This is a genomic window from Synechococcus sp. R5-13, assembly GCF_047462015.1.
Lineage (GTDB): Bacteria > Cyanobacteriota > Cyanobacteriia > Thermostichales > Thermostichaceae > Thermostichus.
Genome location: NZ_JANSIL010000090.1, coordinates 1 through 20,287 on the forward strand (window position 1 = coordinate 1; position 20,287 = coordinate 20,287).

The following is a 20,287-nucleotide window of genomic DNA, read 5'->3' on the forward strand; positions in this document are numbered from 1 at the left end:
GCAGAACAGGCTCAGGGCTACTGAAAGCCCGCTCCGTACCGCTTAGCGGTCGGAGCCGGGTAGTTTACGGCGCCAACAAAACTGGCCAGTTTGTGCGTATCCTCAATTTGATGCGGGAGCACATCCCAGAAGCCGACTCTGCCAGAGCCGCCTTTGCCCGCTTTTGGACTGCTGAGTACTTGGCCAGCGCCGATCCCGCAGATGGAATTGAATTTTTCCAGACCCGGCTGCGCCCCCTCTTTGAGACCAACTATTTCCGCCCCATTGGTGAGAGCGGTAACCCTGTTGACTTTTTCCCGGTGCTGGATTTTCCCTTCGTGCTTCTGTTTGGGCTGGAATTTTTGCTGCGCACGGTGGCCATCAGCCGTCGCTACACCGGCGTCAATTGGCTGGATGCTATGCTCTGGCGTTGGTACGATGTGCTGCTGCTGCCCTTTTGGCGCTGGCTGCGGGTGATCCCCGTCACCATCCGGCTGGGACAAGCACAGTTGCTGGATCTGGAGCGGGTACGCGCCCAGGTGAGCCAGGGCTTTGTTACCAACTTCGCCGAGGATCTGACGGAAGTCATTGTTGTGCGGGTGATTAACTAAATCCAGGTATCCATTCAGCGGGGATCCCTGCCCCTGCTGCCGGCAGCGCGTACCCAGCGCGACTACATTGATATCAACAACACCAACGAGCTGGAGGCGATTGCCAACCTGGTTTTTCGCATTGTTCTCTACCGCGTTTTGCTCCAGGTGCAACCGGAATTGCAACAACTGCTCCGCTACAACCTGGATGGCCTGCTCAAGCAGTTGCCTGCCATGCAAACTCTAGAACAGCTTCCCGGCCTGGGATCCCTGCCTGGCCAACTGACGGAGCGCCTGGCCAACGAGCTGACCACCACCACCTACAAAACCCTGACGGGCAGTTTCGAGGATCCCGTTGGCTCCAAGCTGGCAGCGCAACTGATGCAGCGGTTTGGTGAAGTCTTGGCACGGGAACTCAGCCAGGAGCACGCTTTGGAGGAAATTCGCTCTCTCCTGCAAGACTTGCTGGAAGAGATCAAGATCAACTACGTCGAGCGGCTATCCCACGAGGATCTGGAGGAGGTGATGGAGCAAACCCGCCAGCTTCGGCAAAAGGCCCAGCAACTGGAGAAAGACCGCCGCAACTAGGGTTGGGAGGATTGGTTGACGAGGTTTCGCCAGTTCAGTAGGATAATGGTTCCAGGTCGGGCGAGTGGCGAAACTGGTAGACGCACCGCACTCAAAATGCGGCGGGAAACCGTGTCGGTTCGAATCCGACCTTGCCCATGATTTTTAGTCTGCTGTGACGCGCTGTAAGGCTCGCCGCTTTCTGTGTTTGGTAGGTTGATCCGTCTTGCCTCTTCTCACAGGGGTTTGGTGATAGAACCAGCCAAGCCCTTCTGGAGCAGGGTGCCAGCGGGACGGAGTCCTTAGATAGGGCAGCCAGAATCGGGCTCATCCTGCATCCTAGAGATGAAGCTCTAGCCGCTAAACTGGGGAATCATGGATGCAACTTTGGAATCTTTCTTTGCCTCTGCCACCCAAATTGGGCTAGGTCTAGCAGGCTTGCTGGCTGTGCTCACCCTGCTGGCCTGGATCCGCAATTGGCCCTTGAAGTTTGCGCTGGTGGGCTACACGGCGTTTGCGCTGGTTTTAACAGCGGGATGTTTTGCCCTCAGCTTGGGGCCGATCTTTCGCTCCCGCATTCCCGGTGCTGCCCCCTACACCACCGTCTATGACCAAGGGGCGGATCGAGCGGTTATTGCTGTCAGCCCGGATATCACCCCAGAGCAACTGATCCTCACCCTGAAGCAGGCGGCCAGCGATTTGGGATCCCCGGGCCGCTTCTCCACCGGTTCGCCGGTGTTCACCTTGCGGGCCCGCACCGTCATCCATCCCGAGCCGGGAGTTTCCGAGCCGTTGCTCTTGGGCACGCTGCAACAGCCGTTGGGAAAGCGCCTGCGCACCCCAGAAGAACAACAGCAGCAGCAGATCCATCTGGAGGAAGAGGCCTTTGCCCGGCTGCGGAAGTTGGCCCAGGGTCAGGCTTCTGCCGCCTTGTCTGCAGAGGGAGCGGAAGAGCCAACCACCGGGATCCCACTTGCCCAGTCTTGAGCGCTGAGCCAGCGGCGCAGATCCTGTCCCACCCGGTCGGGGATCTCCCAGGGAAAGAGATGAGCCACGTTGGGATAGACAATGCAGGTGCAGTGGGGCAGGGAGCGGGCTGTGGCCAGGCTGCTGTTGGCGGTGATGTGGCGATCCCGCTCGCCGGCCATAAGCAGTACCGGGATGCGAATTCGGTGCAGATCTCCCTCGCGGTTGTAGCCCCGTTGCAAAGCGGCGCGCAGAGCTTGGCGAGCCTGGGGGGAGGTGTGCAGATAGGCGGGCAAGGCCATGTGCGCCAAATACCGATAGGCCGTTGGGGTCTGTTGCTGCATCAGGTAGCGGTAAAGGGAGCGACGGCCAAAGGTCTCGATGTTCCATTCCCAGCCGGGCCAAAGCCAGTTGAGCAGCGAGGCAACGCCGGTGTTGACCTGATCCCAAAAATCGGTGGGGGGATGGTTGCTGCGGGGGCAGGCGGCACTGGCCACCAAGACCAAACCCTTTACCCGCTGCGGCAGCCGCAAAGCCAACTCCAGGGCCAGGATCCCGCCCAAAGACCAGCCCAGCACCAGACACGCCTGCCAGCCCAGGCGATTGAGCAGTAATTCCAAATCCTCCAGGTGCTCCTCCATCTCGAAGGGATCCACCACCTGCGAACGTCCATAGCCGCGCAGATCTGGCGCCACACAGGGGTGCATTCCCGCCACTGCCTCTGCAAATACCGCCATGCAGTCGGCATTGCCCGGATGGCCGTGGAGCATCAAGATTGGGAGGGAGGGGATCCCTTTTCCCCAAGTACGGTAGTGGAGCTGCAGGCCCATCGCGTCAGCAGTGCAGTTCCCGACTGCTGTAGGCATAACACTCTGGATAACATCTAGACAGCAGGGTTAGGCGCTGGCCGCCTTCTTCGGAGTGGGCTGGAGCTTTACCCCGTTGGGAATGCAAATTAAGTTTTGATCCAGCACCTGCACAAACCCTTTCGAACGCAGGGATCCCAGAAGACGAGTCACCGTCACGCGGGTGGCCCCAATGGCATCCCCAATCTGGGCATGGGTAAGGGGCCAGGGGAGATACATCCCTTGTTCACAGGGCTGCCCATACTCTTCGATCAACAGGCTCAAGAAGCCCTTGAGGCGATCGATGGCGCGCCGTTGGCCCAGATTTCCCAACCACAGCAGCTTCCGTTGCAGTTGCTGGCGGAAGTTTTCCTGAATCTTCTGGTGCAGATAGGGCCACTGCTCCAGATCCTGCCAGTAAAACCACATCACCGTGGTGCGATCGGCGTGGGTGCAGGCTTTCAACTCAAAGCGCTCTGGGTTGCTCAGCTCAAAAGGAAATCCAGCCGTGATGAACCCAACAAAGACCTCCCGCCGCTCTGGAGTTTGGCTGACCAGGCGCACCACTCCCTCTTGGGTGATGTACACCAATCCCGGACGAGTGGGAATGCGCACGTCTTTGGGAAAGGTGCGACAGCGGTAGTGCTCCTCGGCCCACTGGCAAAGCTCACGCCATTCCTGAGCCTCTGTTGCCGATGTGATGGAAACAAGTGACATGAGATCAACTTCCTGTCGCTCGAGCGACCTGATGGGTTTTACAGACTTTCCAGCTTTACCCGGCTGTAGGCTATGCAACGCTTCCGCGTTCGCGCCGGCGGTGCGGAGCACCTACACGTCAACGGGACGGAGTCTTAGGAAGATGGGGATGGAGAAACAGCAAGATACACACAAGAAGGCAAATACAAAGAGGAAGGAAACCGCAGGGTTTACTTTACCTTAGCTTCATAATGGCACTTGACCTCATAGGGTGACATTGTGTTCCTACTGATATTGTTCAAAAGGCTACGTCCAATAATAACCCCAAGAAGCCGTAAATTTTCAGATTTCGTCGCTGAACTCGGCTACCTGGGGGATCAGCGCAGATCATTGGGTCAGACTGGTGTATGTCTAAGGGCGGGTGTGGGGTGGCTGGGATGAATATTCTCATCAGCAACGACGATGGCATCCAGGCGGCAGGGGTGCGGTGTTTGGCGGCAGCGCTGGCCCAGCTGGGGGGGCACCAGGTAACGGTGGTCTGTCCGGATCGGGAGCGCTCGGCCACCGGCCACGCCTTGACGTTGCACAAGCCGCTGCGGGTGGATCCGGTGCGGGAGGGATTTCCTCCAGAAGTGCAGGCCTGGGCCTGTTCGGGCACCCCTTCCGACTGTGTCAAGTTAGGTCTGGACGGGCTATTGGATCGTCCTCCCGATTGGGTGATTTCCGGCATCAATCAGGGAGCCAATCTGGGCACGGATGTGCTCTACTCCGGCACCGTCTCGGCGGCAATGGAAGGGCTATTGGAAGGGATCCCCAGTTTGGCGGTGAGCCTGGCCAGCTTTACCCATCAGGATTTTCAGCCGGCAGCGCAAGTGGTGCTGACGTTGCTGGAGAAACTGAGCTTGAAGCCCTTGGGGGAGCCCATGCTGTTGAATGTGAATGTGCCGCCATTGTCGGCTGCCGAGATGCGCGGCATGGTTCTAGCTCCTCTGGGCTGGCGCAAATACACCGATATCTACGAGAAGCGGGTGGATCCGCGCGGCAAGGCCTACTACTGGCTGGCAGGAGAGGTGGTGGAAGAGGGGGTGGATCCCCGCTCGGATGTGCGGGCGGTTGCTGAGGGCTATGTGTCGATTACGCCCCTGCAGCCGGATCTGACGGCCTACGCGGCCTTCGATAGCTTACAGCGCTGGGGGCTCTCAGCTTTTGGCTCATGAATTTTAAGCCGGTGAGCTGGGGTCAGCGCCGAACAATGTCATCCCCTCCAAATTTTGGGTCGAACTCGGCGGGAAAGCGGGTGTTGGCACTGTAGATTGCCCCTTCCAGAAAAGCGCTCTTTAGGTTGTCCATCGACAGATTGGCCCCTCGCAAATCCGCCCCCGTTAGATCCGCCCCACTTAGGTCGGCGCCACGCAAATTGGCCCCACTCAGGTTGGCCTCGCCCATCTATAGAGGAGACTGCGTAGAAACTCCCGTCAGCGCCAGCAATCGTTTCGCCACCCCTTCGGCAACCGGCATGACCGACAGTCGCGTGCCCCGCCGTACTACTTCCAGCTCCTCTGGGGTGAAGGTGTCTCGCAATTCAGCCAAAGGGATCAATCGCCCAAAGGCTGAGACAAACCGCACTCGCACCGTATGCCAGCGGGGATCCTCGCGGGTAGATTTGGGATCATAGTAGGGGCTGGCAGGGTCGAATTGGCTGGGATCCACCACCTGGGTTTCCACGATCTCCATTAAGCCGGCTATGCCGGGAGGGTTGGCGTTGGAGTGGTAGAAAAAGGCGCGATCCCCCACCTGCATGGCTTTTAGATAGTTGCGGGCTTGGTAGTTGCGCACGCTATCCCAGAGGGTTTGGCCTTCCCGCTGCAGATCCCAGATGCTGTAAACGCTGGGCTCAGATTTCATCAGCCAGTAGTTCATGGGGCACTAAGCTCTGGGAGCAGATAAAAGGGAGCAACGGGCAGCAAACTCGACAAAGTTTTGCAACATCTGCAAGCCAACAGGGCCCGACTTTTCGGGGTGAAATTGGGTAGCAAACAAGGTGCCGCGGGCAATAGCGGCTACACAGGTTTGGCTGCCGTGTTGGGTGGTAGCAGCCACCCAGCTTGGGTCATTGGGCACTGCGTGGTAGGAGTGGACAAAGTAAACCCAGCTTTGATCCGGGATCCCTGCCCAAAGAGGCGATTGGGGTTGGGTAAGGTGCAACTGGTTCCAGCCCATGTGGGGGATACGCAAGCCCGGCTCCGGTCGAAAGCGCTGCACCCGTCCAGGCACAATGCTCAGCCCTGGCTCTGTTCCCTCTTCGCTGCTTTCGAACAAAACTTGCAGCCCAAGGCAAATGCCTAAAAAAGGCTGTTGCCGCTCCACAGCTTCCCGGATCGCTTTCCCAAAGCCCCGCGCCCGCAGCTGCTGCATGGCTGGGTCAAAGGCCCCATCGCCGGGCAGGACAATGCCGTCAAAAGCCGCTAGTCCAGTTGGCTCTGTTACTAGCTGCACCTCAGCTCCGGCCCGCTCCAGCCCTTTGCAAGCCGAATGCAGATTTCCCGCCTCATAGTCGATCACCGCCAGGCGTACAGTCCCCATGGGATCCCTTCTCGTGAGGAGTTTCGGAGTCTATCAGTATAGTGGTTCTATCCCGTTTGAGCTGACTCATGGCTGTGGCAATTGCTTCGCACGATCCCACTCCGACCGGTACTGCTCCGCAACCCTGTCGCGACCAGGTTGATTGGCCTGAGGCGGCTTACCTGCACATCCCTTTTTGTCGGCAACGCTGCCACTACTGTGATTTTGCCACCGGCCTGGGCACCCGCAAGTTGATGGAAACCTACGTGCAGATGCTCTGCCGGGAGATCGGCGGCGCCTACCGCTACCGCCATCTGGCCGGGGATCCCAGACCGTTGACCAGCATTTTTTTCGGGGGTGGCACCCCTTCTCTGCTGACGGTGGAGCAACTAGGGCGGATCTTGACTCAATTGAGGGAGAGGATCCCGTTTCATCCCGACTGCGAGATTTCTCTGGAGGCCAACCCCGGCACCCTGACGCGGGAGCAGTTGGCGGGCTACCGGGAGCTGGGGGTCAACCGCATCAGCCTAGGGGTACAGGCATTTCAGCCAGAGCTGCTGGCCGCTTGTGGTCGCCTGCATGGAGTGGAGGAAGTTTACGAAGCCGTGGCCGACTTGCAGGCGGCGGGCTTTGAGAATTTCAACCTGGATTTGATCTTTGGGCTGCCCTACCAGACTTTGGAACACTGGCAGCAGTCTCTACGAGCTGTTCTTGAGATTAACCCCACCCATGTCTCCGTCTATGATCTGACGATTGAACCGGGAACCCGCTTTGGTCGGATGTACCGACCGGGAGCAGCACCTTTGCCCAGCGAGGAAACCACAGTTGCCATGTACCTAATGGCGCGGGAGCTGCTCACCGAAGCGGGCTACATCCACTACGAAATCTCCAATTTTGCCCGCCCCGGCTACGCCTGTCGCCACAACCGAGTGTACTGGGAAAATCGCCCTTACTTTGGCTTTGGCATGGGATCCGTCGGCTACGAGGGGGGACGGCGCATTCAGCAGCCCAAAACCCTTTACCACTACTTCGAGCAGGTGAAAGTCGGAGTCCACCCTCTCCCTCCTGAAGCATCCCCAGAGGAAGTTTGGATGGATACTTTGATGTTGGGGTTGCGTCTAAAGGAAGGTCTGGATTTGTGCCATTTACAGGAGCGTTTTGGCCACCCAAAGGTCGAGCAAGCTTTGGAGAGGCTGGATCCCTATTTTGAGAAGGGATGGGCCAGTTGTGAGGCAGGCCGGCTACGGCTGATTCCGCCCGATGGCTGGCTATTTTCCAATGAGATTCTCAGAGACTTGCTGGCTTGATTCCGACGGTTACTTTCACAAGATTTCTCACCAGAGCCCCCTATCCCAATTGGCCGAAAACTCAAGCTTTGAGGAGCGTAGGCCATCACCATTTCCAGCAGCCATTAAACCCAACATTTCACAGATCCTGAGATCTCTAATCTTGCAAGAGGGGTTGAGGGGAAAGATACGGAAGCCCAGAGGATCCCTATCGATAGTTGACAAATTGCAGCGCCACCGGGTAGTCCTGCTGCCTAAGCATTTGAATGACCGCCTGTAGCTCGTCTTTATCCTTGCCGGAAACGCGCACCAGATCCCCTTGAATGGCGGGCTGCACCTTCTTAAAGTTGTCGCGGATTTGCTTGGCAATCTGTTTGGCCAGCGTGGCATCAATGCCCTTTTTCAGGTGAACCACCTGGCGCACTCGGTTGCCGCCGGCGCTCTCTGGGGGTTGAAAGTCGAAGATCTTCAGGGATAGACCCCGCTTGGCCGCTTTGGTGAGGAGCAGATCCCGAATGGAGTTGAGGGCCATGTCGTTGGCGGTGGTGATGGTCAGGGATCCCTCCTCCAGCTCAATTTCCGTCTGAGTATCCTTGAGGTCGTAGCGCTGTTTGATCTCCCGCCGGGCTTGATCTACAGCGTTCACCAGTTCCTGCCGATCGAAATCACTGACGATATCAAATGAGTAGGTAGAGGCCATAAACCTTATCTTCGCTATCGTTCAGTATCTTAAGCCCTCAGCCAAGCAGGGATCCCTAACTCTCGGAGAAGCTACAACAGGTAGAGGGATCCCAGTCCAGATTTACGGAGAAGCAGGATGGCCGATGTTGTTTTAATTACAGGCGCTTCTGAAGGCATCGGCAGAGCTACTGCCTTTACCTTTGCCCGTGGGGGTTACCGATTGGCGCTGGCTGCCCGCACTGCCGAAACCCTGAAGCAAACGGCCATCGACCTAGAGCAAAGCCTCAACGCCGAGGTCTTGGCCGTTCCCACCGATGTCACGCAGCCAGAACAGGTGCAAAACCTGGTGGAGAGAACTCTGGAACGCTATGGCCGCATCGATTGCCTGATCAACAACGCCGGCATCTGCATGAGTGGCCCTTTTTTGCAAACTACCCTGGAACACTGGCAGGCTTTGATGGCGGTCAACTTTTGGGGCTACCTCCACACCATCCGAGCCGTGCTCCCCGACATGTTGAAGCGCAAAAAAGGCCAGATCATCAACGTGGGATCCATTGGCGGCAAAATGCCCCTGCCCCAGATGAGCGCCTATTGTGCCAGCAAGTACGCGGTCAGTGGGCTGACAGAAGCGCTGCGTCTGGAACTGCAACCCCAAGGGATCCAGGTGATCGGCGTCCATCCGGGCATCGTCAGCAGCAATTTCCTCAAGCGAGCCATTTTTCTGGATGAGGTGGGGCCAGAGTCCTCTCCCGATGGCCACTCCCAAACCTCAGGTGGCAAAGCCCGCGAGCAAATGCAACAGGCGCTGGAGAGTTTCTGGGCCAGCCAGCCGGAAGAAGTTGCCGAAGCCATTTGGGACGCCGCTCGCCAGTCCAAGTCAGAGGTGGTGGTGGGCATGGCCCAATGGGCGGTAGGAGCTTACACCCTCTTCCCCGGATGGGTCGGCTCACTGCTCCAGAATGTTCCTCGCTAGGTCAGGTTCTTGGGTGCTGGATAATAAGCGGTTTTGCAGACCCAGCAACAGCAGGAAGAGGGCTAAACTTGGGTATAGTTTGAGGTACCGTTAAACACTGGTATTGGCAGCGGAAGTATGGTTGAATCTGTGCCTTCTCCTTCCGGTACCCACCAGCACATCTTGATCGTGGAAGACCGAGATGGCCGCCGTACCCAGGTGCTGGGATCCGCCAAATACTTCATCGGTCGGGACTTGGCGAACGACATCTGTCTAAACTCCCAGTTCGCCTCCCGCTACCACGCCATGCTGCTGCGGATTCCCGCCGAGCGAGAGGGAGAATATTGCTACCGCATTTTGGATGGGGATCTGGAAGGTCGCCCCAGCACCAATGGCTTGTTGATCAACGGCCAGAAATTGACCACCCACCAGCTCAAGTCGGGGGATGTGATCACCTTTGGCCCCGATGCCAAAGCCACCTACAAAATTGTTAAGGCTCCCTAGGCCCAGATCTCTGCAGAGCGTGCAATCGCCCCCCAATCAACAGCAGCAAAGCCAGCACCAAGGCCATCTCCGACAGCAAGGTCGCTAGGGCCGCCCCCTGCCAACCCCACCTTGGGATCCAAACCGCATTCAAAAGCCCATTCAGCCCCAGAGCCATCAGTTGCAGACGGCTGCGGGGCTTTTGCAACCCTGCCCCGGTGAGCAGGTGAGACAGCAAAAGGTGGATCCCCTCTAGCAAAATGACCGGGCTGAGCCAACGCAGGATGAGGGCCGTTTCCCGGTAAGCCGATCCCAGCACCCAGGGGATCCCGTAGGATCCCAGCGCCAGCCCCAGGGCGGCCAAACTGCCGTAGCCCACCACCCAAGGGAAAAGCTGCCAGGCGTAGCGCCAGCCTTGTGGGAGTCCTTTTTGGCCTTGGCGGCACAGCTCGGCAAAATGGCTGGTGAGCAGAGCAATCATCGGCGTTTGCGAGAAGTTGATCACCCGGTAGGCAGCGCTGTAAAGACCCCCCGCTGCTGCTGAGGCCAAACGGGGCAAGAGCAGCTTGTCCAAATCGGTGAAGGTTTTCACCGCGGCCAGCCCCACCGCAAAGTCCCAGCCCGCTGTCAGCCGTTCCCGCAGATCTCTCCAGCTCAGGGCCAAGGGGAGAGAAGGCTCGCTCCACCGTCCCATCCCCCCCGCAATCAGCAGCAGCACGACCAACACCATCAGGCTGTACAGAATGGCCCATTGTGCCAGGGATCCCCAGCCCAAGGCCACCGCCAGCAATACTGCCCCCAATCGCCCCAGCGCCATGCCGGTGTCGATGAGGGCCACGCCGGCAACCTGCTCTCGCCCAACCAGGATCCCTCTGTACACCTCTGGCACTGCGACGAACAGCAGATCGCTCAAGAGCAATACCCCCACCACCGCTGCCGGCGTCCCGGCCAGCCAAACGCTCAAGAGGGGCCACAACACCAGCGCCATCCCCCCACAGCCCAATCCCGCCAGCCATAAGCTGGGGCCAACCCCCTGGGTGCAAGTCAGGGATCCCTGCCGGCTGAGGCGCTGGATCAGCAGTTCCGATTGGCCCAAATAGCCAAACGGGGCGGCCAGGTTGCTGCAGGCCAAGATGGCGGAGAAAACCCCGAAGGCTTCCGGCCCCAACAGCCGCGCCAAGAGGATGAAATAGGCCCCAGACAACCCCAGGCGCAGGCCATTGCCCACCATCAGCCAGGCAGCCTGGCGTAGCCGCTGTTGTTCTGCTCTATCCACGCTGCCACTCCTGGACGAGGCTTGCCAGAGCCAGGGATACTGGATGGATGCTGAGAGGGCCCGCCCAAGAGCGGGCATCTCCTCTTGATTTTGGGTGTATGGGTTGCAATTCTTCTGGCAAGTTCATGGCCAAACTCTACCCTGTCAGCGACGCCACGCGAAGCCCCAACACCTTGACCGGACGGGATCCAAAAGCCCTGTTCTCCCCCCATTCCAGGCCGCCTGCCCCTCGCCGGGTGCTTCCCCCACCCCCGCCGGACGGCGGTAGTCCTCGTTGGCTGGGATCCGCATCGGCCAAAACGGTGGGGCAGGGCTATCGGGCCGTTGTCTTGCTCTTGCTGACCAGTCTGCTGCTGTTTGGAGGGCTGGGATCCCGTCTGGCCTACCTGCAGCTAGCGCGCACCCAGTATTACCGCCAGCTGGCCGATACCAACCGCATTCGCCTGTTGCCCCAGCCGCCAGAACGCGGACGCATTGTGGATCGCAACGGCGTATTGCTGGCGGGCAGCCAATTGTCCCACTCGGTCTTCCTCTGGCCTCTGGTGCAGTCGCGGCAGCGCTGGCAGGAGATGATCCCCAAGTTGGCAGACTACTTGAACATCGCCCCTGAGGAGATCGCCCAAAAGCTAGAACAGGCTGGATATCGTTCCCCTTTTCCCGTGCGCATCCTGCGCAACGCCAGCCCCCAGGTGGTCATTCAACTGGAGGAGATGAGCCGCGAGCTGCCGGGGGTGATGGTGGAGGCGGAGACGGTGCGGTTTTATCCCCACGGCGACTTGGCTGCTCACCTGCTGGGCTATACCGGCGAGATCCCCCTAGAGCAACTGCGGGCCGACCCTAGCTATCGCCTGGGGGATATTGTCGGCCTGATGGGAGTGGAGGAATTGTTCGAGAACCATCTGCGCGGCCAATGGGGCGGGCGACAGGTGGAGGTGGACGCCATGGGAGAGGTGCTGCGGGTGCTGGGGGAACAAGCGCCCCAACCGGGCAACACCCTGCAGCTCACTTTGGATGTGCGGCTGCAGCAGGCGGCAGAGCGAGCCCTCGGCCAGCAAAAAGGAGCGGTGATCGCCATGGATCCCAGCGATGGCTCGATCCTGGCCATGGCCAGCTATCCCACCTTTGATCCCAACCTCTTTTCCAGCCGCATCACCCAAGCCCAGTGGGAGAGCCTGCAGCAGCAGGATTTTCCCTTCCTCAACCGCGGCCTGCGGCCCTATCCCCCCGCCAGCACCTACAAAATCATCACCACCGCTGCCGGGATTGAGTCGGGAGCCTTTCCCCCCAACACCGTGCTGCAGACCGGCCCCTACATCCAGGTGGGAGGGTGGCGCTTTTGGGACTGGAACCGAGCCGGCTTCGGGCGGCTGAACTACCGGCAGGCGATGGCCTACAGCAGCGACACCTTTTTCTACCAAATCGCCCTCGGCACCAAGGCTGCCCCTTTGCAAGAATGGTCGCGCCGCTTTGGGTTGGGACAACTGACCGGGATTGGCCTCAAAGGGGAAGCCGCGGGTCTGGTGCCGGATGCTGAGTGGAAGCAGCGCCACTGGCGCGAGCCCTGGTATGTGGGCGACACGGTCAACATGTCCATCGGCCAGGGATTTATTACCGCTACGCCGCTGCAAATGGCGGTGGTAACGGCGGCAGTGGCCAATGGGGGCTGGCGGGTGCGCCCCTTGCTCTCGCACCAGGTGATCCCGGAAAGCCCTGTGCCGCTGCGCCAAAAGGTAGGTCTTTCCCCTGCCACCCTGGAGATCCTGCAGCAGGGGCTGCGAGATGTCGTGGTTTACGGCACTGGCGGCAACGCCAACCTGGGGCCAGGATTTCCCCCAACGGCTGGTAAAACCGGCACCGCAGAGGATCCGCCGCGGCGATCCCACGCTTGGTATGTTGGCTATGCTCCCTACGACCGGCCCGAATTGGTGGTCGTGGTCTTTCTGGAAAACAGCGGCGGTGGGGGTGGATCACGGGCCTCTCCCATCTTTCGAGAGGTGATGCGGGCCTACTTCCGACCCGAGTCGTGAGCCCTAGCTTTCTGTCGGATCCGAGCCAACTGGGTATATGCAGTCTCTTGTCTCCCAGAAAATTGCGTTAAGATCCCCTAAAACCCCTTGCCCAGCAGGCTTCTGCCCTAACTTAGCTGTAGAATATGTCAGTGATTTGGAGCTCAACTGCCACAATCCTGCCATTCGCGCCAGTGGCGCCTTGGCGCATTGCAGGGCAAGCCCCGCTCCCACACACTGAGAACACTCTGGGCCGTGGCCGCTCTGCAACGCCTGAGCGAATCCGCGATCCAGGGAACGCTCTAACTTTATTGCCTAACTCAAAAGGAGATCAGGATGAACAAGGCAGAACTTGTTGATGCCGTCGCTCATCGCGCCAATGTAACCAAAAAAGAAGCGGAGGCTGTCATTTCCGCCGCACTGGAGATCATTGTCGAAGAGGTCGCATCCCGCGATGAAAACGGTGAACCCAAGGGGAAGGTGACCCTGGTGGGCTTCGGCTCCTTTGAGGCTCGCAAGCGCAAAGAGCGGGAAGGTCGCAACCCGAAAACCAACCAAAAAATGGTGATCCCAGAGAGCATCGTCCCCACTTTTACGGCGGGCAAGTCATTCCGCGAAGCAGTAGCAGGGGGGAAATCTTAATTTCGCCGGGTTGGGACTCGGCTGCTGGGTAGGGCGTGGAGCAGCCTCGACATGGTGGCAATTGGGCTTGGGGAGCAGCAATCGCTGGCTGCTCTCCCCAGGAGATTCTGGATTTTTCGGCCAGCTTGAATCCGCTGGGCCCACCGGAATCGGTCTTGCAAGCTCTGACTCAGGCGCTGTCTGCAGCAGACCCGGTTGTAATCAGCCGCTACCCGGATCCCGACTATCGGGACTTGCGCATCTGTTTGGCCAACCATTGGGCCGTCGATCCTGAGTGGATCTTTGTGGGCAATGGGGCAGCGGAGTTGCTCACCTGGGCAGCCCGGGATGCGCAAGGGCGGGAGGTATGGCTGCCCCAGCCTGCTTTTGGGGATTATGCGCGGGCTCTGCGGGCAGCAGGGGCGACCATCAAGCCGCTGCCTTTTTTCCCCGGCCAGGGATCCGCCGGTTTTACCCTTCTGCAGGAACCCCTTCCGGTGGCAGGCAAGGGAAACCGGGTGCTCTGGCTGAACAACCCTCATAACCCGACGGGCTGGCTGATCCCGCAGCAAGATATCCTGCCTCTCCTGCCCCAGTTCGACCGGGTGGTGGTGGACGAGGCTTTTATGGACTTTTTGCCGGGGGAGCCCACCCTGAGCTTAAACTCCAGCCCGTCGGCAATGCCCCGCAGCCAAACCTTGATCCCCCACCTGGCGGCTCACCCCAACACCATCGTCATCCGTTCCCTCACCAAGTTCTTCACCCTGCCCGGCTTGCGCATTGGCTTTGCGGTGGGGCACCCGGATCACTGGCAGCGCTGGCGACAGTGGCGGGATCCCTGGAGCGTCAACGGATTGGCGGGAGTGGCAGTGGCGGCAGCTTTGGCCGATGAAGACTTTCGCCGGCGCACCTTCGCCTGGCTGCCCGTGGCCCGAGAGCATTTGCTCAGGGGTTTGCAAGCGCTGCCCGGCTGGGATCCCTGGCCTGGTCAAGCCAATTTTGTGTTGGTGCGCTGCCCTGGCTCTGCCACGCAAATTCAGCGGGCGCTGCTGCAGCGGCACCGGATTCTGGTGCGGGATTGCCTGAGTTTTCCCGAGCTGGGAGATCGCTACCTGCGCATTGGCCTGCGCACCCTGCCGGAGCAGGAGCAGTTGTTATCCGCCTGCCGGGAGATCCTGGAGAATAGCTAGGGATTTTTCTGCGGGAGAAATTCTCATGCCCGAAGCTACCGCCTTTTGGCCGGAATGCAACGCCCCTATCGTGCGGGGGGTGGCCCATTACAGCGATCTGGAGTTGCTGCGGGCCTTTCAACGGCAGCCGGAGGTGGCCCGCTACTTCATCAGCCTGTTTTGCCGCTACTGCCAGTGGGTGGACGGGATCCTTGCCGAACATCTGCCGCCCGAGCAGTGGGCTGCCTATCGAGAGCAGGTTTGGTTGCGGCTTTACCCGCGCCTGCAGCGCCTAGATGTCCACAGCCTTGTGGGAGAAGGGGATCCTGTGCTGCGACCCTGGCTGGCGGAGCAAACCCGTGAGCTGATCCAATCCTTGGACGGGATCCCCACCCACCCTCAAGCTTCTCACGGCCTCAACTCCACCAGAGGCGGGGCAAAGTCCTCTCTTTCACCGGCACTGGCCTGTTATTTGACCGCCGGTTTGGATACCCTGCCGGGAGATCTGCGCTTCATTCTGCTGCTGCGGGATCGGTTTGGCTGGTCACCGGTTCGCATTGCCGACCAACTCAAGGCTGACGGATACTACCTTGCTCCAGAAGATGTGGATGCCATCGTTGCCTCTGCCCGCCAGATCTTGCTTCAGAACCTGCCGGCAGATGTGCGTGCCCTCTATCTGGAGGCAAAGCCCTAGAAGACTGCCATAGCCTTATGGCATGGTGATTTATGGCAGGGTATAGAGCGCTGGCAATCCTTGTTCCTAAGGTGGTTTCTCCTGTTAAGCTGTTCCCGGCTGTAACAGTGGATCGGCATTGTTTGCTCTCCGACTTTACATCAAGTTGAGTGTGGGCTGTCTATGAGTCCTTCTCCGCTTCCCCCAGACCCTACCCAACCCCTGTCTCCGGCACAGCAGTCCCATTCACATCCAGTTCCTCAACTTGCTCTTCAGGAGGCGCTGAGCCACCTGCATTTGGATGTGCTGAAAGAACTGGAGCGATTTCGCCTCTGGCAGCGTTTGCAGCGCATGGACTCTGTCCCGCCCCCACGAGCAGGTCAGCTTGGGAATACCAGCTCTGTACAGCGCCCTTCACCTGTGCTCATTCAAGAGGTGGTGGAAGACTTGGAAGAGGAAGAGATGCCGCGGCCTTCCGGGGCCTTTTCGCCCCTCTGGGTCTTGCTGCTGTGGGTGCTTTCCTGCGCGGGGATTGGCTTTGGGGTGCGCTGGCTGATCTGGCCGGAAGAACTGTCCCTGCCCCAAAGTGCTGCCAGCAGGGCGGAAGAAGGGATCCCTGCCCAGGTGGATCTGGCCCAGTTGCCCCTGATCCCACTGGAACCGGTGGAAGGGCAGGTGGGAGAGGAGTTCTATTTCGGTGGCTTGGATCCCGGTCGGTTGTCCCTGGGCTTGGCGGCCACCCCAGACTGGAAGGACTTGCAGGTGGATCCTCTTCAAGGCGTTCCTAACCTGCTGGACAGTCTGCAGACCGACTTGGCCTTGGCTTCCAAGGAACCCTCTCCCCCCAGCTTGCAAACGGTGGAGCAGTTGGCAGCCAGCCTGGAGCGCCCATCCCAACCTTCATCGCCTACTTCTGCGGGATCCCAGAACGTGGTGCCCCTAAGCGACAACAGCGTAGACTCTCTGGGGCCGAACCGCGGCGAGGGAACCTTCTTGGTGCTCACTACCTACTCGGGAGATGAGAGCTTGGCACGTGCTCGAGAAGTTTCTGATGGGGCCTTTGTCAAAGATGTGAATGGCCAGAAGTTTGTGCAGTTGGCAGCATTTGAACAACTGGAATATGCCCGCTATCATGCGGAAACCCTGAAAAATAAGGGCTTTAACGTTACAATTGCTGAGCAGTAGCTTTGAGGACTACAGATCCCGAATCCAAGGGATCCGAGAGAGAGGTAGCCGCTGCCAGATCCCTTCACTTCCTTCTGGATCGAGCAGGCGCCAGGCCAGCAACCCGGTTGCCGAGAGGAAAACCAGGGCCAGCAACAACGCAAGGGCATTCTGTAGGCTTTTCAAAAAGGGCCAGAGGCGGGCTGTGCTCGGCCCCACCTGAGCAGCTCCAGACCGCTGCCGCGCCTGGGCGGGGGGGTTCCCGGAAGCTGGAGAGGAACTCAAGGGACGGGCAGGTGGAGCGAGGGTAGAGGACGTCAACTGGGCGGCAGGAATGGGTGGCCCTGGTAACCGATTCAAAGCCATAACCACAGCCTGAGGGCGCTGCTGCTGACGCATCCACCGGTTCAGCTCTGCCAGAGAGATGGCACAGAGGTTGTTGAGACCCAGACCCTGAATTCGCCCCACCAAAGGCCGGTCGTTGCTGACCAAAACCACCAGCGTTCCCGGCTGCTGCTGGGCCAGGGCATAGGCGCATTCGGCAATCGCTTCTTCCAAGCGTACCCTCATGGACTGATCGCCGGCACCGGCGCCACCCACCAAGGCACGGGCTTCTGAGACGGCAAACCCCAGGCTGGGCCAGTGGCGCAAAAACTCGCGGGCTGTCGACTCTTCCTGGGGATCAATGGCCTGCCGGGTCAGGCGTTCCAACTCGGCCATCACTGCCTGTGGCAGCACACACACCCCAAATCGAGCCCACTCTTGCCATAGAGCCAGACGACCGGCCAGGATCACCGGGCTATCGAAGACGAGGAGAGGCGGGATCTCGGCCATAGAACATGCCAGCGCTGGACTTAACCTCAATTGTGTAGCTTCCCCGAAGACTTGGGTAGCAGGGATCCCTCTGCCAGGCAGAGGCGGATGGCCAGCGGGTAGAGGCGGTGCTCCTGGGCCTGGATGCGCCGGTAAAGGGATTCCACGGTATCTTCGGGCAGAACCGGCACGGCTGCTTGGGCCACGATGGGGCCACTGTCCATTTCCAGGGTGACCCGATGAACGGTGCAGCCGGCGATTTTCACACCGCACTTCAGGGCTTGTTCGACGGCACGCAGGCCCTTGAAGCTGGGCAGCAGGCTGGGATGCAGGTTCAAGACGCGATCCGGGTAGGCAGACAACAACACCTGGGTAACCAGGCGCATCCACCCGGCCATGATCACCCATTCCACGTGATGCTGCCAGAGCACTTGGAGGATAGCTGCATCCAGGTCTTCGCGACAGGGGTAGTCTCGGTGGTCGAGCAAGACGCAAGGGATCCCTCGCTTTTGGGCCCGCTGCCGCACATAAGCTTTGGGATTGTTGGTGATGACCACAGCAATCTGGGCCTGCAGTTCCCCAGCCTCAATGGCTTGGGCAATAGCTTCGAAATTGCTGCCATTGCCGGAAGCCAAAATGCCGAGGATCCCCGGTTGAGAGGGCACTGGGATCCCGTCGGGATCCGGCCAGAGTAAGCTGGGTAGGTTCATGAGCGCTTGGCGGGAAAGTCTGCAGCCCCGCTATTATGAACTATCCCACCGCAAGGGCGATCCCCAGGAGCAAGAGCAAGATGACCCCTGAGCAGGAAAGCTTGTCGATTCAAACCGCAGCCAGCCTGTCCCAAGGTTTGGAAGCTTTGAACCGAGTTGTTCAGAATCACGAGGTGTTGATTGCCGAAATTCGAGAAGGTCAAGCAATGCTGGGCCAGTATTTTCGAGAAGCCCTAGACCGCTTTGACGAGCGCACCCGCGCCATTGAGCGTAGACCCAGCCGATCCCAACAATTGAGGCCGGATCTTATGGACTCCGTCCCACTGTGGCGAGCGGCCACCTGATCTAGAGTGGGAAAGCATGGGCAGTGGGTGTGAGAGCATGGCTCCTTTGCAACGACGACGCCGGCGGTTTTGGATCTGGAGCATGGTAGTCATCCTGTCCGGGTTTATGGGATCCCTGCTGGCGGGATCGGCCCAGAACCTGGGGGCACAAGCGCAGCAGAGCCTGACTCAAGCCCAACTGGAGCAGGCTCAATATGTGCGCAGTTGTGGCAGTTGCCATGTGGCGTTGCCCGCCCAAGTGTTGCCCACCGAAACCTGGCGACGGCTGCTGCAGGATCCCAACCACTATGGCCAGCAGATCCAGCCCCTGAGCGGTGTGGCTTTACAACTGGCCTGGGGCTATTTGCGGCCCAACTCCCGGCCCCTGCGACAAGGGGAACAGGTGCCCTATCGCTTGGCAGATTCCCGCTATTTCCGCGCTTTGCATCTGCAAGTGGAGTTTCCCACTCCTGTGCGGGTGAGCGGCTGTGTGGATTGCCACCCCAGGGCCAATGGGGGAGACTTTGCCAGTCTCTCTCCAGAATGGCAATCTTGAGGAGCGCAACTGAGGCGATGCAGGTGGATCTGGCCACCATTCTGGCAGGCTATGCCCAAGGCTACTTTCTGATGGCCGACGAAGAGACGGGATCCCTGGCTTGGTACGGCACCGACCAGCACGCGGTGATCCCCCTCGATGAGCGATTTCACTGCCCCCGTTCGTTGCGGCCCTTGGTGCGCAGCGGTCGCTTTCAGGTGCGGCTGAACTGCGCTTTTGAGCAGGTGGTAGAGGGCTGTGCCGCTCGTCCCCAAACCTGGATCAGCCCTGAGCTGAAGCAGATTTACGCAGCTCTGCACCGGTCTGGCTTTGCCCACAGCTTTGAAACCTGGCAGGGAGAGACCTTGGCAGGCGGGATCCTGGGTATTGCCCTTGGGGCGGCATTTATCGGCGAGTCCATGTTCTACCGCATTCCCAACGGCTCGAAGGTGGCCTTGGTGAAGTTGGTGGAGCACTTACGGGAGCGGGGCTTTCGCCTATTCGACGCTCAGTTGATGAACCCGCACCTGGCCCGTTTTGGTGCCTTTCTCATGGAGGGACAAGAATACCTGAAGCTGCTGCAGCAATGCCTGGGGATCCCTTGTCGGTTCGATTAGACCTGTGATGCTCAAAGCGACAGGCTTCCCAATAGCTGCTGTTAGATCATTGCAGCGGCTCTTGGTGGGAAACTTGGTGGAAAATGAGGGAGGACTCCACTCTGCTGCTGTGAGCGAATACATCCCGTGGTGGGCCAGCACATGGGATCCGCTCTGTTCCCGTCAGTGGCAGATGAGACTGGCTCGCAAACACCGTTCGTTGCCGTCTGTGCTCTTCTGCGCTCAGAACGAAGAACTATTATGCTCAGACCAAAGAACCATTAGATTAGATGGGCATTGTTATAAGGTGAGAGGAGTTCTCTACTGTTGTTGAGATTGTCATGAGCCAAAAGCTTCTGTTTGTCTGTCTGGGTAACATCTGTCGCTCTCCCACTGCTGAGGGCATCACCAATCACCTTTTGCGCAGCAGCGGCCATAAGGAAGCAATTATCTGCGACTCAGCAGGTACGGCAGCCTATCACATCGGCAGCCCCCCAGATAGGCGCATGCAACAAGCAGCCCGATGCTATGGCCTAGAGCTACAAGGCAAGGCCCGCCAGATTCGACCTGCCGACCTGCGCGAGTTTGACCTGATCCTGGCTATGGATCGACAAAATTACCGCGACATTCTCAGCTTGGATCCCCAGGGAAAATATGCCGAGAAAGTGCGCCTGATGTGCAGCTATTGCCGCTCCCATTCTGACGAAGAAGTTCCGGATCCCTACTACGGGGGTGAGGCTGGATTCCATTACGTGATCGAGCTGCTCTGGGATGCCTGTAGCGGCTTGCTGGAA

24 protein-coding genes, 1 tRNA gene and 1 pseudogene are annotated in these 20,287 nt (G+C 59.3%); 17 read left to right on the forward strand and 9 right to left on the reverse strand.

The window, feature by feature from the left end; all coding sequences use genetic code 11:
- The 4 genes and pseudogenes from NW840_RS07430 to NW840_RS07445 all read left to right on the forward strand — a co-directional run.
- Positions 1–590: pseudogene (locus NW840_RS07430) on the forward strand (hypothetical protein); the annotation flags it as partial.
- A gap of 159 nt (positions 591–749) precedes the next feature.
- The gene (locus tag NW840_RS07435) at positions 750–1,157 is read left to right on the forward strand and encodes a hypothetical protein (RefSeq protein WP_414343407.1); all 408 of its coding nucleotides are present in this window, start codon (positions 750–752) and stop codon (positions 1,155–1,157) included.
- Positions 1,158–1,215: 58 nt separating this feature from the next.
- A tRNA-Leu gene (locus tag NW840_RS07440) sits at positions 1,216–1,295 on the forward strand.
- A 216-nt stretch (positions 1,296–1,511) separates the two neighbouring features.
- Positions 1,512–2,123, forward strand: a complete 612-nt coding sequence (locus tag NW840_RS07445; RefSeq protein ID WP_414343408.1) for a Ycf51 family protein — start codon at positions 1,512–1,514, stop codon at positions 2,121–2,123.
- Here NW840_RS07445 and NW840_RS07450 read toward each other — a convergent pair.
- Both NW840_RS07450 and NW840_RS07455 read right to left on the reverse strand, forming a co-directional pair.
- Complete coding sequence (locus NW840_RS07450; protein WP_414343410.1) at positions 2,051–2,968, reverse strand: alpha/beta fold hydrolase; 918 nt, start codon at positions 2,966–2,968, stop codon at positions 2,051–2,053. The two genes, NW840_RS07445 and NW840_RS07450, sit on opposite strands and share 73 nt — an antisense overlap.
- Positions 2,969–2,998: 30 nt before the next feature.
- A complete protein-coding gene (locus NW840_RS07455) occupies positions 2,999–3,664 on the reverse strand; it encodes a Crp/Fnr family transcriptional regulator (RefSeq protein WP_011432518.1) in 666 nt (221 codons plus the stop codon).
- 416 nt (positions 3,665–4,080) lie between these two features.
- Here NW840_RS07455 and surE point away from each other — a divergent pair, with 416 nt between their 5' ends.
- Complete coding sequence (surE, locus tag NW840_RS07460; protein ID WP_414343411.1) at positions 4,081–4,860, forward strand: 5'/3'-nucleotidase SurE; 780 nt, start codon at positions 4,081–4,083, stop codon at positions 4,858–4,860.
- A gap of 22 nt (positions 4,861–4,882) precedes the next feature.
- Here the strand turns inward: surE and NW840_RS07465 are convergent, their stop codons facing one another.
- From NW840_RS07465 to hisH, 3 genes are read right to left on the reverse strand one after another with little or no spacing between them, the layout of a single operon-like run.
- Positions 4,883–5,089: a pentapeptide repeat-containing protein gene (locus NW840_RS07465; RefSeq protein WP_414343413.1), complete on the reverse strand. Its 207-nt coding sequence runs from the start codon at positions 5,087–5,089 to the stop codon at positions 4,883–4,885.
- Positions 5,090–5,563, reverse strand: a complete 474-nt coding sequence (locus tag NW840_RS07470; protein ID WP_414343414.1) for an EVE domain-containing protein — start codon at positions 5,561–5,563, stop codon at positions 5,090–5,092.
- Positions 5,564–5,569: 6 nt separating this feature from the next.
- Positions 5,570–6,226 carry an imidazole glycerol phosphate synthase subunit HisH gene (hisH, locus tag NW840_RS07475; protein WP_414343416.1) on the reverse strand — a complete coding sequence of 219 codons (657 nt, stop codon included), beginning with the start codon at positions 6,224–6,226 and terminating at the stop codon, positions 5,570–5,572.
- A gap of 68 nt (positions 6,227–6,294) precedes the next feature.
- Between hisH and hemW the strand changes: the two genes are divergently transcribed.
- Positions 6,295–7,512: a radical SAM family heme chaperone HemW gene (hemW, locus tag NW840_RS07480; RefSeq protein WP_414343418.1), complete on the forward strand. Its 1,218-nt coding sequence runs from the start codon at positions 6,295–6,297 to the stop codon at positions 7,510–7,512.
- A 187-nt stretch (positions 7,513–7,699) separates the two neighbouring features.
- On the opposite strand, the gene NW840_RS07485 is transcribed toward hemW, so the two are convergent.
- The gene (locus NW840_RS07485) at positions 7,700–8,191 is read right to left on the reverse strand and encodes a YajQ family cyclic di-GMP-binding protein (RefSeq protein ID WP_011432526.1); all 492 of its coding nucleotides are present in this window, start codon (positions 8,189–8,191) and stop codon (positions 7,700–7,702) included.
- Positions 8,192–8,308: 117 nt separating this feature from the next.
- Here NW840_RS07485 and NW840_RS07490 point away from each other — a divergent pair, with 117 nt between their 5' ends.
- The gene (locus NW840_RS07490) at positions 8,309–9,145 is read left to right on the forward strand and encodes an SDR family oxidoreductase (protein WP_414343420.1); all 837 of its coding nucleotides are present in this window, start codon (positions 8,309–8,311) and stop codon (positions 9,143–9,145) included.
- 117 nt (positions 9,146–9,262) lie between these two features.
- Positions 9,263–9,628 carry an FHA domain-containing protein gene (locus tag NW840_RS07495; protein WP_414343422.1) on the forward strand — a complete coding sequence of 122 codons (366 nt, stop codon included), beginning with the start codon at positions 9,263–9,265 and terminating at the stop codon, positions 9,626–9,628.
- On the opposite strand, the gene NW840_RS07500 is transcribed toward NW840_RS07495, so the two are convergent.
- The gene (locus NW840_RS07500) at positions 9,615–10,883 is read right to left on the reverse strand and encodes a lipopolysaccharide biosynthesis protein (RefSeq protein ID WP_414343424.1); all 1,269 of its coding nucleotides are present in this window, start codon (positions 10,881–10,883) and stop codon (positions 9,615–9,617) included. The genes NW840_RS07495 and NW840_RS07500 overlap by 14 nt on opposite strands.
- A 125-nt stretch (positions 10,884–11,008) precedes the next feature.
- On the opposite strand from NW840_RS07500, the gene mrdA reads away from it, so the two are divergent.
- From mrdA to NW840_RS07525, 5 genes are all read left to right on the forward strand, one after another.
- Complete coding sequence (mrdA, locus tag NW840_RS07505; RefSeq protein ID WP_414343426.1) at positions 11,009–12,910, forward strand: penicillin-binding protein 2; 1,902 nt, start codon at positions 11,009–11,011, stop codon at positions 12,908–12,910.
- A gap of 315 nt (positions 12,911–13,225) precedes the next feature.
- Complete coding sequence (locus NW840_RS07510) at positions 13,226–13,531, forward strand: HU family DNA-binding protein (RefSeq protein ID WP_414332065.1); 306 nt, start codon at positions 13,226–13,228, stop codon at positions 13,529–13,531.
- 35 nt (positions 13,532–13,566) lie between these two features.
- Positions 13,567–14,700, forward strand: coding sequence for a threonine-phosphate decarboxylase CobD (gene cobD / locus NW840_RS07515; protein WP_414343427.1), 1,134 nt, complete (start codon positions 13,567–13,569; stop codon positions 14,698–14,700).
- 25 nt (positions 14,701–14,725) lie between these two features.
- Positions 14,726–15,373: a hypothetical protein gene (locus NW840_RS07520; RefSeq protein ID WP_414343429.1), complete on the forward strand. Its 648-nt coding sequence runs from the start codon at positions 14,726–14,728 to the stop codon at positions 15,371–15,373.
- Positions 15,374–15,655: 282 nt separating this feature from the next.
- Positions 15,656–16,537 (forward strand): hypothetical protein, encoded by an 882-nt coding sequence (locus NW840_RS07525; protein WP_414343430.1) that lies wholly within the window; start codon positions 15,656–15,658, stop codon positions 16,535–16,537.
- A gap of 9 nt (positions 16,538–16,546) precedes the next feature.
- Here NW840_RS07525 and NW840_RS07530 read toward each other — a convergent pair whose 3' ends face one another.
- Positions 16,547–17,350, reverse strand: a complete 804-nt coding sequence (locus NW840_RS07530) for a PIN domain-containing protein (RefSeq protein WP_414343432.1) — start codon at positions 17,348–17,350, stop codon at positions 16,547–16,549.
- Positions 17,351–17,376: 26 nt separating this feature from the next.
- Positions 17,377–18,039 (reverse strand): phosphoribosylglycinamide formyltransferase, encoded by a 663-nt coding sequence (gene purN, locus NW840_RS07535; protein ID WP_414343433.1) that lies wholly within the window; start codon positions 18,037–18,039, stop codon positions 17,377–17,379.
- Between the two features lie 80 nt (positions 18,040–18,119).
- Here purN and NW840_RS07540 point away from each other — a divergent pair, with 80 nt between their 5' ends.
- The 4 genes from NW840_RS07540 to NW840_RS07555 form a co-directional block, all read left to right on the forward strand.
- On the forward strand, positions 18,120–18,383 hold the full coding sequence (locus NW840_RS07540; protein WP_414343434.1) for a hypothetical protein: 264 nt from the start codon (positions 18,120–18,122) through the stop codon (positions 18,381–18,383).
- A gap of 82 nt (positions 18,384–18,465) precedes the next feature.
- Positions 18,466–18,918: a hypothetical protein gene (locus tag NW840_RS07545; protein WP_414343436.1), complete on the forward strand. Its 453-nt coding sequence runs from the start codon at positions 18,466–18,468 to the stop codon at positions 18,916–18,918.
- A 17-nt stretch (positions 18,919–18,935) separates the two neighbouring features.
- Positions 18,936–19,514, forward strand: a complete 579-nt coding sequence (gene aat, locus NW840_RS07550; protein ID WP_414343440.1) for a leucyl/phenylalanyl-tRNA--protein transferase — start codon at positions 18,936–18,938, stop codon at positions 19,512–19,514.
- A 320-nt stretch (positions 19,515–19,834) separates the two neighbouring features.
- Positions 19,835–20,287, forward strand: a 453-nt coding sequence (locus NW840_RS07555) for a low molecular weight protein-tyrosine-phosphatase (protein WP_414343438.1), incomplete at its 3' end; no start/stop codon positions are given.